This is a genomic window from Parabacteroides sp. ASF519 (assembly GCF_000364265.2).
In the GTDB taxonomy this organism is placed as follows: domain Bacteria; phylum Bacteroidota; class Bacteroidia; order Bacteroidales; family Tannerellaceae; genus Parabacteroides; species Parabacteroides goldsteinii.
Genome location: NZ_AQFV02000006.1, coordinates 5,603,267 through 5,619,699, shown reverse-complemented (window position 1 = coordinate 5,619,699; position 16,433 = coordinate 5,603,267). Strand labels below are relative to the sequence as shown.

At 48.7% G+C, this 16,433-nt stretch carries 14 protein-coding genes; 10 read left to right on the top strand and 4 right to left on the bottom strand.

Translation table 11 applies throughout. The features are described from left to right. The first annotated feature begins 29 nt into the window (after positions 1-29). From C825_RS22490 to C825_RS22460, 7 genes are all read left to right on the top strand, one after another. Entirely contained in the window at positions 30-1,328 is a 1,299-nt protein-coding gene (locus C825_RS22490; RefSeq protein ID WP_010800265.1) for an ABC transporter permease, read from the top strand. Between the two features lie 6 nt (positions 1,329-1,334). After that, the gene (locus tag C825_RS22485; protein ID WP_010800264.1) at positions 1,335-2,591 is read left to right on the top strand and encodes an ABC transporter permease; all 1,257 of its coding nucleotides are present in this window, start codon (positions 1,335-1,337) and stop codon (positions 2,589-2,591) included. Between the two features lie 96 nt (positions 2,592-2,687). Then, a complete protein-coding gene (locus C825_RS22480; protein ID WP_010800263.1) occupies positions 2,688-4,427 on the top strand; it encodes an AAA family ATPase in 1,740 nt (579 codons plus the stop codon). 160 nt (positions 4,428-4,587) lie between these two features. Then, entirely contained in the window at positions 4,588-5,895 is a 1,308-nt protein-coding gene (locus C825_RS22475) for an ABC transporter permease (RefSeq protein ID WP_010800262.1), read from the top strand. A gap of 11 nt (positions 5,896-5,906) precedes the next feature. Continuing rightward, positions 5,907-7,181, top strand: coding sequence for an ABC transporter permease (locus tag C825_RS22470; protein ID WP_010800261.1), 1,275 nt, complete (start codon positions 5,907-5,909; stop codon positions 7,179-7,181). Between the two features lie 15 nt (positions 7,182-7,196). Then, complete coding sequence (locus tag C825_RS22465) at positions 7,197-8,489, top strand: ABC transporter permease (protein WP_010800260.1); 1,293 nt, start codon at positions 7,197-7,199, stop codon at positions 8,487-8,489. A 20-nt stretch (positions 8,490-8,509) separates the two neighbouring features. Continuing rightward, on the top strand, positions 8,510-9,772 hold the full coding sequence (locus C825_RS22460) for an ABC transporter permease (protein WP_010800259.1): 1,263 nt from the start codon (positions 8,510-8,512) through the stop codon (positions 9,770-9,772). A gap of 111 nt (positions 9,773-9,883) precedes the next feature. On the opposite strand, the gene C825_RS22455 is transcribed toward C825_RS22460, so the two are convergent. The 4 genes from C825_RS22455 to C825_RS22440 all read right to left on the bottom strand — a co-directional run bounded on the left by C825_RS22455 (position 9,884) and on the right by C825_RS22440 (position 12,440). Continuing rightward, positions 9,884-10,408: a phosphatase PAP2 family protein gene (locus C825_RS22455; protein ID WP_370449596.1), complete on the bottom strand. Its 525-nt coding sequence runs from the start codon at positions 10,406-10,408 to the stop codon at positions 9,884-9,886. A gap of 75 nt (positions 10,409-10,483) precedes the next feature. Further along, on the bottom strand, positions 10,484-10,660 hold the full coding sequence (locus tag C825_RS22450; protein WP_010800257.1) for a DUF4250 domain-containing protein: 177 nt from the start codon (positions 10,658-10,660) through the stop codon (positions 10,484-10,486). A 96-nt stretch (positions 10,661-10,756) separates the two neighbouring features. Beyond that, positions 10,757-11,134 carry a diacylglycerol kinase family protein gene (locus C825_RS22445; protein WP_044215250.1) on the bottom strand — a complete coding sequence of 126 codons (378 nt, stop codon included), beginning with the start codon at positions 11,132-11,134 and terminating at the stop codon, positions 10,757-10,759. Between the two features lie 37 nt (positions 11,135-11,171). Beyond that, entirely contained in the window at positions 11,172-12,440 is a 1,269-nt protein-coding gene (locus C825_RS22440) for a DNA recombination protein RmuC (RefSeq protein ID WP_007653627.1), read from the bottom strand. A 162-nt stretch (positions 12,441-12,602) separates the two neighbouring features. Between C825_RS22440 and tpx the strand changes: the two genes are divergently transcribed. From tpx to C825_RS22425, 3 genes are all read left to right on the top strand, one after another. Further along, entirely contained in the window at positions 12,603-13,109 is a 507-nt protein-coding gene (gene tpx, locus C825_RS22435; protein ID WP_007653626.1) for a thiol peroxidase, read from the top strand. 139 nt (positions 13,110-13,248) lie between these two features. Next, positions 13,249-14,961 carry a PD-(D/E)XK nuclease domain-containing ATP-binding protein gene (locus C825_RS22430; protein ID WP_010800255.1) on the top strand — a complete coding sequence of 571 codons (1,713 nt, stop codon included), beginning with the start codon at positions 13,249-13,251 and terminating at the stop codon, positions 14,959-14,961. A 225-nt stretch (positions 14,962-15,186) separates the two neighbouring features. After that, positions 15,187-16,404: an MFS transporter gene (locus tag C825_RS22425; protein ID WP_010800254.1), complete on the top strand. Its 1,218-nt coding sequence runs from the start codon at positions 15,187-15,189 to the stop codon at positions 16,402-16,404. The last annotated feature ends 29 nt before the right edge of the window (positions 16,405-16,433 follow it).

Genomic DNA, 16,433 nt, shown 5'->3' with positions numbered 1-16,433 from the left:
ATTAATGTTAAACGACAAAGATAAGTAATATGTTCAGACAATATCTCATACAAGCTTTGAATCTGATGAAACAGAATCGTTTCTTCAGTTTCGTGTATATTCTGGGGACGGCTTTGGCAATCTCGATGGTCATGATGATGGCGATCGTGTATTATATCCGTACCGCCGACATTGCACCGGAGGTGAACCGCGGCCGCCTCTGCCTCCTCGATGCGGCGACGTCGGTCTCCAAAGACGGGCAGAGCAACTGGACAGGCAACCTGTCATTCAAGACCATCCGCGAGGTCTACTATCCCCTCCGGACTCCGGAGTTGGTCAGCGCCTACATCAGGCCGGGAATATTCACTTACAATGTCGGTGAGATGCAACTGCGCATTCCCGGCGGAAAAGACAAGTTTGAAATCAACCTGTCGGCAACCGATGCCGCCTACTGGCAGATGTTTCGTTTTACCTTTATCGACGGGAAGCCTTATACGCCGGCTGATTTTGAAAGCGGACTGCGCCGTATTGTCCTGAGCGAGACGAGGGCACGGCAGTTGTTTGGCAAGCCGGACGTAGCGGGACAGGGCGTCCTGTTGAACGATGTCGAGTATACCGTTGCAGGCGTGGTCCGCGATATCTCTGCCGTCAATACAATCACCTGTGCCGATGCTTGGGTTCCTTTCACTTTATATCCCGAACTGATGATCTCCGATGGGGCGGAAGGCGTACTCGGAATGCTTGAACTCTGCATCCGTTGCCGGAGCATCGACGATCTGTCTGTGCTCCGGAAAGAGATAGACCAGAACCGCAAACGCTACAACACGACGCTGAAAGACTGGGAATATATTGCCAATGAAAGGGGCGATGTGCGGACATGGCGCACTTTCATCCTCTCGAAGCTCGACTGGCGCACATCGCCTTCGAAGCAACTGATGCAATACGGATTGCTGTTGTGCATCTTCCTTCTTGTCCCTGCCGTAAACCTCTCGGGGCTTTCCTCCTCCGACATGGTGAAGCGGATTCCCGAACTGGGATTGCGCAAGGCCTTCGGGGCAAGCCGCGCGACGCTGATCGTGCAGGTGTTGACCGAAAATTTCCTTTACACGTTCCTGGGGGGAATAGTAGGCTTGCTGTTCTCCTTCCTGCTGGTGTTTCTGCTGCGCAACCTGTTGTTTGGCATCGAACAGATGACTGGCGAAGTGAGTCTTTCGCCCGGCATGTTGCTGAATCTTCCGGTGTTCTTTATCACCTTCGGGTTCTGTTTGTTGCTGAACTTGCTGTCCGCCTTGTTGCCGGCATGGCTTTCTACGCGTGTTTCTATTGTAAAGGCTATTAATGATAAATAATAAGTTATGACAAGTCATTTATTTAAACTGATATATAACCAGCGGCGCAGTAACGGCTGGATCGTTCTCGAACTGTTCCTTATCTTCATCCTGATATGGGTGCTGGTCGATTTCTTCTCCGTACTTTATCTGACAGCGCGTACCCCCGTTGGTGCCGACATTACCAATACCTATCTGGTCAAACTGTCCATGACTCCGCAAAGTAGTCCCTCGTTTATCGCTTACGAAGAGGGCAGCGAAGAACCTTCGCGCAACTTCCAGCGTATCGTCGACCGTATCCGTAACCATCCGGATATCGAATGTCTCTGCCTTGGGCAGTTTTATTATCCGTATTACGGTGGGAGTTCCTCTACGACCTTGTGGAACGATACCCTGAAGACTGGTGCAAATATCTACCACGTAACCAAAGACTATTTCCGTGTTTTCCGCCTCTACGGACTCAATGGGGAGACGCCGCAGGAACTGGGCGAAAGGCTGGGGGAGAAAGTGATTCTTACCCGGCTTGGCGCCCGTCGGTTGTTCCCCGGCGATATTTCACCTGCCGGAAAGAGAGTATATTGGGATGAGAAAGATTCGATCGGATCAGTCGTCATGGCCGTATTGCCCGATATGAAGCAGCATGAGTATACGCGTCCTTTCCCGGTAATAATCAGCTTGATGCCGGAAAATAGCTGGGGGAGGATGAGAGAAAACCGACTCTTCAGTCGTATAGGTATTTGTTTCCGCCTCCGTTCGAATGCTGACAGGCGGGCCTTCGAAGCCTCCTTTAAGGATTGGATGCAGATGGATGCGGGGAATTATTCTTTCTCCTCGATCGTGCCGTTCAAGAAGGTGCGGCAGAATCTGCTCGATGCCTATCATATCTCGGAAACGATACAATACCGTGTCTTGCTGACAGTCTTTTTTCTGCTGAACCTGTTTTTAGGAGTAATCGGTACGTTCTGGTTCCGCATCGAATACCGCCGGGAGGAGCTTGGCCTGCGGATGGCTTTGGGAGCTTCGCGGAGGAAAATACAACAGTGGCTGCTGTGGGAAAGCGTCTGTCTGTTTGCCGTGGCATTCGTGCCTGCCCTGCTGGTTTGCCTGAATATCTATCGGATGGATTTGCTCGCCACGGAGAATATGGACCTGACAGTGGGCCGCTTCTTGCTCGACACCGCGCTGTCGCTATTATTATTGCTGCCGGTGATCCTTCTCGCTACCTGGTATCCTGCACACCGCTCAGCAAAGATCGAGCCGGCTGAGGCGCTGCATTATGAATAGGGGATAGGGAATGTTTGGTATTACTTAAACTTTTTCTGCCTTCTGTCACAATAAATCCGTACATTTGTTCCTGTCGATCAATAAATACAGTCAGATATGGAAGCAAAGAATATACCGTACGGGTTGACAGACTTCGCCCGCATTCAGAGGGATAATTATTACTATGTGGATAAAACAGAATATATCCCCCGGATTGAGCAGGCGGAGTCTTACTTCTTTCTGGCCCGTCCCCGCCGCTTCGGTAAGTCATTGTTTATCAATATGCTAACCTGGTATTATGATATCAATCGTAAAGACCGCTTCGGAGAAGTGTTTGTCGGATGTCACATTCTCGATAACCCGACAGCCGAGCAGGGAAGGTACCTGATCCTGAGTTTTGACTTCTCGGATGTGAACCCGATGCCGGATAAAGTATTCGAGTCGTTCGAACAACATTGTGGCTTTCGCTTTATGGAGTTTGCCGACAACTATGCCCGTTTCTTTGCACCTGGCTTCCGCGACGAACTGATGGCGCAACCTTCGGCCGATGCCAAGTTCGCTTATCTAATTTCAAAGGCAACCACTCTCAATCTTCCTATCTATCTCTTTATTGACGAATATGACAACTTCGCCAATGATATCCTGGCCCGTAAGGGACAGGGTGATTATAATATATTAATAAGTGAGGATAGCTTTTTCCAACGTTTCTTTGCCCGGATTAAGGCGGGGACTATAGGCGATCGGGCGATTAAGCGGGCCTTTATCACCGGCATTTCTCCTATTGTGAGAAAAAGTGTTGGTTTTGGGACGGATATGAGTGACGATGTGTATTTTAACGGACTTATGGGTTTTTATGAGTCTGAATTAACAGATATGCTGGAGTATTATGACTCCGAGCTTTTATTATCTGATCCCATTGACAAGATAATGGAGATTATTACGCTGTGGTGTGGTGGTTGCTGCTTTTCGGAGGATGCTATAAAAGTACGAATATACAATCCGGTGTTGACGCTCTACTTTCTTAATTATTACATACCTCATAAAGAAGTACCTTACCAAATGGTCGACGGAAATGTATATTCCGATTATGCCGGGTTGCGCCATTTTATTCGTACCAATAGGCTATCCGGAATGTATGCCTCCATTATGGAAGAGGTGGTGGGCAACGGGATGATATCTGCCGGAATTGATATCGGTTATCCCGTGGAATCGCTTGTCTGGCCGGATAATTTCAAAAGCCTGCTCTATTACTTCGGTTTGCTGTTTCCCCATGTGGCTGAACATGAGATGCTCATGCTGGGAATTCCAAACTTCACCGTTCGTCATCAAGTTTATTCCCTCTTGATTGAAGCTTACAACGTAAACAATGTTATCCCGCTCGACCTGTCCGCCCTGTCCGATCTGGTAGTGAACATGGCCTACAAAGGCGAATGGGAACCCGTCTTCCGCTATCTCGCCTCTGAATTGGAACGGCAAGACCAGATACGTGACTTTATCGAAGGCGAAGCGCATGTGAAAAGTTTTCTGATGGCTTACCTGGGGATGGTGAACGGTTATATAATACGACCGGAATATGAAGCGACTAAAGGTTATGACGGCTTTTACATGATGCCCGACCGACTTCATCAGCCGCTCATCGCTTACAGCTATATTGTTAAAGTGACATATCTTAGGGTTGCCGCCTCCGACGGCGATTTTGAAGACCTGCGCAACGAGGCCGTCGGACAGTTGCAGCGCTATGCTGCCGACCCATTGGTGGCACAGACCAAATACTTGACGCAGCTGGGACTGATTTTGCTTATCTTTAGAGGCAAGTATTTGGAGCTCTGTGAGAAGGTTGAGTTGCCTGTGCGATAGTTTTTGATGGCGGTTATCAGCTTCTGCTTATAGTGTTCGATATTGGAACGAGTGTTCAGTATTGAACACTGTTGGGTTTGTGTTAATCTCTTATATTCAGTTTGTTATATTTGTGGCACGGCATTTGCTTTTAGTCCGGCATAACAAATAAAACCGTATCATGTATAAACAATACTTCAAACAAGCCTGGAACCTGATGAGGCAAAACCGCTTCTACAGCGGGGTGTATATCATCGGGACGGGACTTGCCATTTCGATGGTGATGGTGATAGCGATCGTGTACCATATCCGTACAGCTGACATCACACCCGAAGTGCACCGCGGCAAATACCTGTATATCGACCAGATGAAATATGAACGGGGGAAAGGAAACAGTAACTTTTTCTGGGGCATCCGTTCCGCCAAAGAATGCCTGATGCCGTTGAAGTCGGCAAAGGAGGTGGCGCTTATGACCAATACGGCCATCACCAGCTTGCTTTATGGCGACACCTATGTGCAGATTCCCGGGGGAGACGACCCCCAGAAGGTGCAGGTGATGGGTACGAACAATAGCTTCTGGCGCCTCTTCTCTTTTTCTTTCGTCGAAGGGAAACCGTTCAGTGAGGAGGAGTTCCAGTCGGGTTTCCCCCGGGTGGTCGTTTCCGAATCGCTGGCACGCCGTATCTTTTCGACGGCGACCGGCGTGACGGGGAAAAGTATCCTGCTGGACGATACCGAATATTCCGTTAGCGGCGTGGTGAAGGATGTCTCCGCCGTGACTCCCTCCGTGTATGCCGATATGTGGGTGCCTTATACCTCGATGCCGTTGGTCATGGGGGCTTCCGACGAGCGCGATGTATCGGTCGGCTTGCTGACGGTCTGTATCCTGCCTGCCGACGGGATGGGAGTCGACGAGGTGAGCCGTGAACTGGAAGAGATGATCGACCGCTATAATACGACCCTGGCCGACGGAAAGCTCAGTATGATGAACGGGGTGGAGACGCATCTGACACATGTGATCCGCCAGTTTGTGATGGGCGGTTCCGTGACGGCAGTTTACCTGATGCTCCTGTTTCTGATCTTTCTTTTCCTGCTGATTCCGGCGCTTAACTTGTCCGGCCTGAACGCTTCGCGGATGCAGGACCGCATCTCCGAACTGGGGGTGCGGAAGGCTTTCGGGGCGCGTAAGAACCGGCTGCTGACGCAGATACTGATCGAGAACCTGTTGCTGATGCTGCCGGGCGGATTGGTCGGGCTGCTGGTATCGTATGGGATGGTGGCGCTCTTTCAGCAGTTGCTGCTTACGCCGGGTATCATTGCGATGGTGCAGGGCAGTGTGCAGACGGAGCTGACAGTCGGGATGCTGCTGAGTCCGGCGGTGTTCGGCTATGCTTTCGGGGTCTGCTTCCTGCTGAACCTGATGTCGTCGATGATCCCTGCCTGGCGTGCGATCCGTGTGAATATTACTGAGTCGTTAAACCACTATTAAAAGGAATAGATATGCTGTTACATATACTGAAACTGATCAAGACACAACGCCGCAGTAATACCTGGGTGTTTATAGAACTGCTTGTCGTCTTCGTACTGCTCTGGTACGCCGTCGACCGGATGACGATGAGCCGGATCACACAGGCGCAACCGATGGGATACTCGTTTGAGGATGTATATAAGGTGACGCTGGCCGTGCGCCCTTCCACCAGCGCTTCCTATATTACCTACGAACAGGGAAGCCAGGGGGCGGGAGAGGATTTCATGCGTATCATCCGCCAGTTGGAGGCGCATCCCGACGTGCAGGTGGTTGGCCTGGCGAACGAGGCTTCGATGCCTTATACCTATATGTCCAATTCGGATACTTATTTTCAGGAGAAAGATTCTATTTACCGGAATGCTTTCGACTTCAGTGTTACGCCCGATTACTTCCGTGTCTTCGATATACATGCGGCCGATGGTGGTTCGCCGGACGAACTGGCTTCCGCTATTCAGGAAGGTATCCTGCTCAGTGAGCCGATGGCAATGAAATGTTTCAGCTCGACCCAGGTGGGCGGCCGGGAGTTGCTAATCCTTCAGGATGACACCTTGCGTTACCGTGTGAAGGGAGTGACGGAAGCCGTTAAGCGGGAAGAGTTCAGCCAGCCGCCTTCGATTGTCTTTAAAGAGATGAAAGAGCGGAGTATCCTGCGGATGAGTGAACAGGAGCTGGGGAAGATGCAGATCTGTTTCCGTGTCCGTCCGGGTGCGGCGGCGGAGAGTGCTTCCGAATATGCCGTCCGTTTTAAGAAAGAGATGAAGCACCGGCTGGCGGCAGGCAACTTCTGGCTGGCTAACGTGCAATATTACCCTGATGTGCGTACGAACTATCTGGAGACTTCGATGAATACGAGTGGGGGAAAGCTGGACATTGCGGTCAATATCTTTTTGCTGATCAATGTCTTCCTGGCTGTGATCGGGACGTTCTGGTTCCGTGTGAACCGCCGCCGTAACGAGTTGGGGCTTCGCATGGCCGTCGGTTCCAGTCGCCGCCGCCTGCAACAGTTGCTTATCGGCGAAGGATTGATGATACTGACCATAACCGCCGTACCCGCCTTGCTGATCTGTGTGAACGTGGCCTTTGCCGGCCTGCTGAGTACGGAGGTGATGGAGGTGACTGTCGGCCGCCTGTTGCTTGTCAGCCTGCTGACGTGGCTGTTGCTGGCCGTTATCATCACACTGGCTATCTGGTATCCGTCCCGTAAGGCGGCCCGTCTCGAACCGGCGGAAGCCTTGCATTACGAATAAACAAATACTGACATTATGTATAAGATCTATTTAAAACAAGCACTTGCCATGCTGAAGGAGAACAAACTCCTGGCCCTGATCTCTATCCTGGGGACGGCATTGGCTATCTGCCTGATCATGGTGATGGTGATCACGTATCAGGTACGTGTCGAAAACTATTCTCCCGAGGACAACCGCGACCGGACGATGTATGTGCGGTGGGGCGGACGGACCTATAAAGGGGAGCAGTACGGGAACGGTTATCTTTCCTTGCGTACGGTCAAAGCGTGTTTCCTACCGTTGAAAACACCCGAGGCTGTGTCGTTTATCTCTCCCTGCCGCAGCTTGCTGGCTTCTTTGCCGGGCGGGAAGGAGAAGAAAGATTGCCTGATGATGTTTACCGACGATGTGTTCTGGAAGGTCTTCAACTTCGAGTTTATATCCGGCAGTCCTTATACGAAAGAGGAAGTGTCTTCGGGTATAAAGAAGGTAGTCATCAGCGAGTCGACCGCCCGCCGGTTATATGGCACGGCCGATGCTGCCGGCAAAACGATTATGATCGCTTATAAGCCTTACACGGTTGGCGGGGTGGTAAAGGATATTTCCACAATTGCCAAAGCGGCATATGCGGAGGCGTGGATTCCTTATACGGCTTCGGCTGCCGATTTGAGCGATGATTCCTGGGCGGAGAATATAACGGGATGGTTCCAGGTGATTATCCTGGCCCGTTCGGCATCCGATTTCGATACAATCAGGAAAGAAATAAGCAACCTGCAAGCGCAATATAACAGTTCGTTGAAGGATTATAAGCTCGTGTTATACGACCAGCCGGATACGCAGCTTGAATTGGAGATTAAAGGAGTGAGGGCTATCGGACCTGACAAGACAAGGACGATCGTGCAGTATTTGCTGATTATCGTGATTCTGCTGTTGGTGCCTGCAATCAATCTTTCCGGCATGACCTTGTCACGGATGCGCAGCCGTCTGCCGGAGATTGGCATACGCAAGGCGTTCGGAGCGACCAAAGGCCGTCTGCTGGTGCAGATACTGTCGGAGAATATGTTTCTGACCTTGCTGGGTGGGGTGGTCGGACTGCTCTTCTCTTACATCGCCATCTTTTTGTTGCGAACCTGGTTGCTGAGTAATAGCTTCGGCTCCATCTCTTCCGTGTTCGGAGGGACACCGATGTTGGCTGTTTCAGAGTTGCTTAATCCGGTGATATTCCTCTATGCTTTTCTGTTCTGCCTGATACTGAACCTGCTGTCTGCCGGAATACCTGCTTACCGGATGTCGCGCAAAGAGGTGATAGAGGCTTTGAATGAAAACTAAACCGTTAAAATAGTACGAAGATGATCAAACATATCATTAAATTAATATGGAACCAGCGGAAAAGTAATAGCTGGTTGTTGGGGGAATTGTTGCTTGTGACGGTTTGCCTGTGGTATATTGTGGATTATTTGCTGGTTGTATTATATACGTTCAGTGCACCGGTCGGTTTCGACCTCGACCATACCTATAAGTTTGAGTTTAACGCCCGGGAAGAGGGGGCCGAAGGGTATCTGACACCTGGGGAACACCCCGCCAAAGCCGGTGAAGATTTGTGGGAGGCGATGGAGCGCATACGCAGGATGCCGGGCGTGGAAGAAGTGGCTTTATCCAGGTTTGGCGTTCCTTATAATAGCATGGATAATTACCAGCCTCTTCGCCGGGATACGCTTTCGGATGCTGTTTCCTGCCGTATCCAGTTTGTTACTCCGGAGTATTTCGATGTATATCGTATTGGTTCCGCTATTTCCGGAAATCCTGAAGAACTGAAAGAAGGGATAGGCGGTATGAAGGTTATTATAACCCGGGATGCGGCAGAGAGGCTTTTTCCGGAGAAAAGTGTAAAGGACGCAGTAAAACAGACTGTTTATACAAATAATAATTCCGGAACGATGACCATCGGCGGAATTAGCCAGGAGGTCCGCCGGTCGGAATTTAGCAAGGTGGGAGCAAGGATTTATATTAACCAGAGTGAGACGGAGGTAAAGACCGTCTCGGCAGAGATGTTACCCTGGATGGAAGTCTCTGTGCGGGTTAAACCGGAAGCCGACAGGAACTTTGCCGATACATTTATGCAGGAGAAGAGTGATCAGGTGGAGATCGGTAACCTCTATCTTCAGAATATTATCCCGCTTTCCAATATAAGGGAAGATGCTTTGCGGGACGGAAAAGGGGAGATGAAAACGCGTTTGTCCATCCTGCTCTTCCTGCTGGTGAATATCTTTCTGGGGATTGTCGGTACTTTCTGGTTCCGTACCCGTCAGCGGCAGGGGGAAATGGGACTTCGGATGGCATTAGGGGCTACCCGGGGGCAGTTGAGGATGACGGTGTTGGGCGAAGGACTCGTGTTGCTGACACTTGCGTTTATTCCGGCCGTTGTCATCTGTCTGAATATTGCTTTTGCCAATCTGATCGATTCGAACCTGATGGATAACAGCCTCCTGCGTTTTGCGGGAGGGATGCTGGTCACTTTCCTGCTGATCGCCGGGATGATTATTGCCGGTATCTGGTATCCGGCCAACGAAGCGGCACAGCTGCAACCGGCCGATGCTTTACATTACGAATGATTAAAACCTCAAAGAATATAGAGTTAGTCACATATAGACTTGTAATTAAGCCCGGATCTGTAGCGAGTACACGTCCGGGCTGTTTTTTCTATTCCGTTATATCAGTTATGCTCAGAAGGTCATGGAAGCATAAATGCCGAAATGTTTGTCACCGGCCAGTGGACTGAGGGTCAGGTTGTGCTTTTGGGCAAACGGACGGGTGAAGATATAGGCACTGCCGATACCCATGGCGGCTCCGGCGGCCACATCCCACCAGTCGTGCTTCTTGGCATACGTACGGCTCCATCCTACATAGGTTGCTACGGCATACGCCGGGATACCCCATTTCCAACCGTAACGGCGCTGGATAAAAGCAGCGCCTGTAAACGACACGGAGGTATGCATGGAAGGAAACGAATGGTTGTCGCTACCGTCGGGACGTTTTTTCTTTACCAGATACTTCAGCGCATAGGTCATGCCGACCGTACTTACACCGGCCAGTGCACCCTGTTTCAACCCCTGCCAGTCCTGAAGGATCAGCACGGTTGCCAGGCTCGCCGCAGGAGTAAGGCAGGCCAGCACGTCGCCCGATTTACGGACGGCATTACGGCTACCGCTTAGTTTGACTTCTTGTGCATGGCTGTTGAAGCAGACCATGAATGCCAGAAGAAAGGTAAAAAGATAGGTTGTTCGTTTCATATTTTCTTTGTTGATGCAAAGTAGAAACGGAAGTTACCAGAACTTATTGTTTTCAGCACTGTATTCAAAGCCGGCAACGGCAAGTTTATGGACAAGCATGTCCTTGTCTACGTCCATCTTACGGCATAATTCATCAAGGGATGCATATTTGTCGCGCAGTTTCATGTTAACTACGCTGAAAAGCATCGTCGGGTCTTCGGGAAGTTTCATTGTTATGTGTAATTAAAATTAATAGTGAATATTTGAAATAACTATTGTTTGTTCTGTTTTGTTTAAAATGTTCTGATTTGTTTAAAACGTACGGATTCAACATAAAGCAATCAGCTTGGGAAAAAAGATGATTCCGCCTACTATTGCGGCGGCAATCGCCATTAACAATACGGCTCCGGCTGCCAGGTCTTTGGTCCGTTTGATTGCTTCGCTATATTCGGGCGATACAAAGTCGGCAATAGCTTCCAGCGCAGAGTTGACGGCTTCGGCTGCCAGCACGGCACCGATCACGATTACGACAGCAACCCATTCCATGCGCGACAACCCCAGAAGAACACCGGCAATCACCACGCATACAGCTGCAAAACAATGTATCCAGGCATTATGTTCTTTCGTGATCAACAAACGTATCCCGTTGAACGCATACCGGAAACTCCGTAGCCGCTTGCGGAAAGTAAAGCCATCATTCTTCATATATCCATTCTGTTGAGGTGGCAAAGATAGGTATTTTTTATGATTCTTCCTCTTCCTCCGTCAACGGTCCCAATTCCGGTATGATTGCACGGGCTTCACGGCCGCTCAGGGTGTCTACGTCTTTCAGCTTGCGTTGGATGGCGCGGGTACGGGTTCCGAGCACTTCTTCTATCTGGCCGCTGGCCGTTTGCAGGTTCTTCTGCGCTTTTTCCAGCATACCACCTACCTTTTCGAACTCTTTCTTTACCGCACCGAGTATGGTCCATACTTCGCCGGAATGTTTCTGGATGGCCAGCGTGCGGAAACCCATTTGCAGGCTGTTCAGGATAGCGGCAAGGGTGGTAGGCCCGGTTACGACGACCTTATAGGTCCGTTGCAACTCATCCAACAGGGCGGAGCGGCGCACTACTTCTGCATAAATGCCTTCGAAGGGAAGGAACATAATGCCGAAATCGGTCGTTGCGGGGGGAGCCAGGTATTTGTCGGAAATGTCTTTAGCCATCTTTTTGATGGTTGTTTCGAGCAGCTTGCCTGCCGTTTCGATAGCCTGCGGGTCGGCATTGTCGTAAGCGTCCAGCAATTGTTCGTAAATATCTTTGGGAAATTTGGCGTCGATGGGGAGGTAAACGTATTCGCGGATATCGTCGCGCCCCGGGAGCTTGACGGCAAATTCCACGACCGCGTCCGAACCTTTGCGGGTGTGTACGTTCGCTTCGTATTGTTCCGGTGCCAGTATTTGTTCCAGCAACATGCTCAGTTGTATTTCTCCGATGTTTCCTCGTGTCTTCACATTGCTCAGTACCCGTTTCAGACCGCCAACGTCCTGCGCCAGTGTCTGCATTTCCCCTAAACCTTTCTGCACGCTTTCCAGTTGTTCGGTAACGAGGCGGAAAGACTGGCCGATGCGGTCGTTCAGTGTCTTCTGTAATTTTTCGTCTACCGTGACGCGGATTTCATCCAGGCGCTTTTCGGTGTTGGCAACCAGCAGGCGCTGTTGTTCGTCGAGGTTGGCGAACTTTTCCCGTTGGAGGTTGTTGAAAGAAGCGATGCCCCGGTCGAAAGCCTCCCTGAATTCGTTCATGGAGCGGGTCAGTTCTTCCCGGTTGTCGCGGGCAACGATACGGCCCTCTTCGCGGTTCAGCCGGAAGTCTTCCCGGAAGTTTTTTTCAATGCGTTCGAAAGAACGTTGCATTTCATCGAGCAAGCGTTTCAGTTCGTTTTGTGTATCGGATTTATCCTCTTTCGGGCGGAATAAGATTTGTAAAACAATGATAATAAGAAGTCCGCAAATAATTAACCAGTTCATGTCGTTCTATTTTGCGGCAAAGATAGAAAAACAGTTCTTAGGGCAAGTGATTAAAAAGAGTTAAAAGGAAAAACATTCTTCATTAACGTTTGTTTTAGTCATACAAAGCGGCCTATATTTGTACGTCGCTTTTTAGTAACAAAAACATAAAATACTACAAAGATGGCAAAGATAACATTTAAAGGTAATCTGGAAGTAAATACAAACGGAACATTACCGGCAGTCGGAGCAGAGGCTCCCGATTTCAAAGGAGTAAAAAGTGACTTATCTGAATTATCACTGAAAGAACTGAAAGGAAAGAACGTTGTAATCAATGTTTTTCCGAGTTTGGATACAGCCGTATGTGCTGCTTCGGTGAGACGTTTCAACAAAGAAGCTGCTTCTTTGCCAAATACTGTGGTGTTGGCTGTATCGAAAGATTTGCCTTTTGCGCACGGACGCTTCTGTACTACGGAAGGTATTGATAAAGTGATTACACTTTCTGCATTCCGCTGTTCGTGCTTTGAAGATAAGTACGGGATGCTGATGGTTGACGGTCCGCTGAAAGGGTTACTGGCCCGTGGCGTGATAGTAGTCGACGAAGCAGGCAAGGTGGTATATGAGGAACTGGTTCCTGAAATTACCAACGAACCGAATTACGAAGCCGCAATCGCTTCGCTAAAAAACTAATTAAGTAGATTATTGTTTTTCATTGGTTAAAGTTAAGGGTTAGTGTAGAAGGCTGTCGGATGTGAATCCCGCAGCCTTCGTTTTGTTGTACCGAAAACTTTCGTACCTTTGCTCTTGTTGAATATAAAACAAAGCGAGTATGGCTACAATGACGATACCTTATGCAGTTGCCGATTTCGTCGATTTACGCGAACGTGGTTTTTATTATGTGGATAAGACCAACTATATCAGTAAACTGGAATATTATAATGCCCCTGTTTTCCTCCGCCCGCGCCGTTTTGGCAAGAGTCTGCTTATCTCTACGCTGGCCTGTTATTATGATCGTACTAGGGCGGCACGCTTTGATGAACTTTTCGGTGGAACCTGGATCGGTAGCCATCCTACCCCGGAACATAACCAATATATGATTGTGCGCTATGACTTCTCAAAGATGGTAATGGCGAACGATATGGACGGATTGGAACGGAACTTCAATGATTTGAATTGTATTCCGGTCGAGATTATGGTGACACATAACCGGGATTTGTTCGGCGACTTTCAGTTTACTACTAAAGGTAATGCCTCAAAAATGTTGGAAGAAGCTTTAGGATATGCCCGTGAACATGGCTTGCCTAAAGTTTACGTGCTGATAGACGAATACGATAATTTCACCAACCAGCTGCTTACAGCTTACAACGATCCGCTGTATGAACAGGTGACTACTAAAGACAGTTTCCTTCGCACCTTCTTTAAAGTGATAAAGGCAGGTATCGGTGAAGGAAGCATCCGCACCTGTTTCTGTACCGGCGTATTGCCCGTCACAATGGACGACTTGACCAGTGGTTACAATATAGCCGAAATATTGACCCTGGAACCTTCATTCTTGAATATGCTTGGTTTTACGTATGCGGAAACGGAAACGTATTTGCGTTATGTGCTCGATAAGTATGTGGGCAGCCAGGACCGTTATGACGAGATATGGCAACTTATCGTAAACAACTACGATGGCTATCGCTTTAAACCGAAAGCCGAACGGTTGTTTAATGCCACTATCCTGACCTATTTCTTTAAGAAATTTGCTGTCAATGGCGGCAGTATTCCCGAAGAAATGGTTGATGAGAACCTCCGTACGGATATCAACTGGATCCGTCGTTTGACCATGTCGCTCGACAATGCGAAAGCGATGCTCGACGCGCTGATTATCGATGATGAACTGGCCTATAACGTAGCCGACCTGTCCAGCAAATTCAACAAGCAAAAGTTCTTCAACAAAGAGTTTTATCCGATCAGCCTGTTCTATCTGGGTATGACTACGATCAGAGATAACTATGTGACATCGCTTCCGAATATGACTATGCGCAGTGTCTATATGGATTATTACAACGATTTGAACCGTATAGAAGGAAATGCACAACGTTATGTGCCTACCTACCGGAAATATGACGGCGACCGCCGCCTGGAACCGCTCGTGCAGAATTATTTCGAACAATACCTCGGACAGTTTCCCGCCCAGGTTTTCGACAAGATAAACGAAAACTTCATCCGTTGCTCATTCTATGAACTGGTTTCCCGTTATCTGAGTAATTGTTACACCTTTGCCATTGAGCAAAACAATTCGGTGGGGCGTTCCGATTTCGAGATGACCGGTATTCCCGGCACGGATTATTATACCGACGACCGTGTCGTAGAGTTCAAATACTTCGAGGCTAAAGATGCCGAAATGATGTTGGAATTTTCAGACCCCCGACCTGAAGATGTGGAGCAGGTAAAGAAGTACGCCGATGATACCCGCCGGAAATTCCCCAATTATCAGGTACGCCAGTATATTGTATATATCTGCGCCAACCGCTGGTGGGAATGCTGGGAGGTATAGCGAAAAAACAGCATCGTTATTAATCATCGTTTGGTAATTCATATTTTATTCGTATACTTGCGGAAAATAAAATAATCTTTATGTGTTCAATAACTTCTAAATCAGGCATCATTTATTTGGTGTGATAAACGGATAAGATCCTTCTTGTTTTCTGAGTTTATATTGTCGATTTCCCGGAACCGTGGGGAATCCCGTATCTATTATTGTTATATTATAAAAGAAGTTATGAATAACTGGAAAAAAGTATTCGCCATTATATGGACCGGTCAGTTCTTCTCTATCCTGACCAGTTCAATCGTTAATTTTGCAATCATCCTATGGCTTAGTTTTGAAACGAAATCGGCAGAAGTACTGGCTTTTGCTGCCATAGCAGCCATGCTTCCGCAATCAGTATTGGGACTGTTTACCGGTATCTTTATCGACCGTTGGAAAAGGAAGCGGGTGATGATACTGGCAGATAGCTTTATCGCTTTCTGTACATTGATCCTGGCTGTCCTGTTCTACCTGGATATAGCGAAGATCGAACATATTTATATTATGTTGGCTTTACGTTCGGTAGGTTCGGCTTTTCATATGCCGGCCATGCAGGCGTCGGTCCCTTTGCTGGCTCCGAAGTCGGAACTGATTCGTATTGCCGGCATCAACCAGATTATCCAGTCTGCCTGTAATATTGCCGGGCCGGCACTGGCTGCGCTTTTCATCTCTTTTATGGAGATGACGAATATCTTGCTGCTGGATGTGATTGGTGCGGCTCTGGCATGTACTTCACTCTTGTTTGTGAAAATCCCCGATCCGGATAATACGGAAAAAACGCAGAAAGTACATCTCTTGAAAGAAGCGAAGGAAGCCTTGACAGAGGTCCGTGCACAAAACGGATTGTCGTGGTTGTTTATCCTTTCTATCATTGCTACCTTCTTTATTATGCCGGTCAGTGTTTTGTTTCCGTTGATGACGTTGGACCATTATTCAGGGAATGCTTTTCAGATCAGTCTGGTTGAAGCAGCCTGGGGAATAGGCGCCTTGCTGGGCGGTGCTTTTCTGGGGATGAAGAAGTTTAAGCTGAATGAGATTTCATTGATAAACTGGATGTATATCCTGTTGGGAGTTACGTTCGGACTGTCCGGTATTCTGCCGGTTTCAGGTTACCCGTTGTTTGTCGTATTGACGGCGGTCGGCGGTATATCCGGTTCTCTTTATATGGCCTCCTTTACGACGGTGGTACAGACACGTATCAATCCGGTGGTGATGGGACGTGTGTTCTCGTTTTATATGAGTGTTAGTCTGTTGCCTTCGATGATCGGATTGTTGAGTACCGGATTTCTGGCGGATACGATCGGTATTGGAAATACATTTATAATCGGTGGGGGACTGGTGGGAATGATCGGATTGATCTCGTTTGCTTTGCCAGCCATAAAAGAATTGAAGAAGGGATTTGATAAGTAGTAAAAGGTCTCACTATGGCACACTTATCC

Coding starts and splice junctions, on each gene's coding strand:
- C825_RS22465 (WP_010800260.1), top strand. CDS start 7,197: ATGTATAAGATCTATTTAAAACAAGCACTTGCCATGCTGAAGGAGAAC.
- C825_RS22470 (WP_010800261.1), top strand. CDS start 5,907: ATGCTGTTACATATACTGAAACTGATCAAGACACAACGCCGCAGTAAT.
- tpx (WP_007653626.1), top strand. CDS start 12,603: ATGGCAAAGATAACATTTAAAGGTAATCTGGAAGTAAATACAAACGGA.
- C825_RS22455 (WP_370449596.1), bottom strand. CDS start 10,408: ATGGTCTGCTTCAACAGCCATGCACAAGAAGTCAAACTAAGCGGTAGC.
- C825_RS22430 (WP_010800255.1), top strand. CDS start 13,249: ATGGCTACAATGACGATACCTTATGCAGTTGCCGATTTCGTCGATTTA.
- C825_RS22440 (WP_007653627.1), bottom strand. CDS start 12,440: ATGAACTGGTTAATTATTTGCGGACTTCTTATTATCATTGTTTTACAA.
- C825_RS22450 (WP_010800257.1), bottom strand. CDS start 10,660: ATGAAACTTCCCGAAGACCCGACGATGCTTTTCAGCGTAGTTAACATG.
- C825_RS22480 (WP_010800263.1), top strand. CDS start 2,688: ATGGAAGCAAAGAATATACCGTACGGGTTGACAGACTTCGCCCGCATT.
- C825_RS22490 (WP_010800265.1), top strand. CDS start 30: ATGTTCAGACAATATCTCATACAAGCTTTGAATCTGATGAAACAGAAT.
- C825_RS22460 (WP_010800259.1), top strand. CDS start 8,510: ATGATCAAACATATCATTAAATTAATATGGAACCAGCGGAAAAGTAAT.
- C825_RS22425 (WP_010800254.1), top strand. CDS start 15,187: ATGAATAACTGGAAAAAAGTATTCGCCATTATATGGACCGGTCAGTTC.
- C825_RS22485 (WP_010800264.1), top strand. CDS start 1,335: ATGACAAGTCATTTATTTAAACTGATATATAACCAGCGGCGCAGTAAC.
- C825_RS22445 (WP_044215250.1), bottom strand. CDS start 11,134: ATGAAGAATGATGGCTTTACTTTCCGCAAGCGGCTACGGAGTTTCCGG.
- C825_RS22475 (WP_010800262.1), top strand. CDS start 4,588: ATGTATAAACAATACTTCAAACAAGCCTGGAACCTGATGAGGCAAAAC.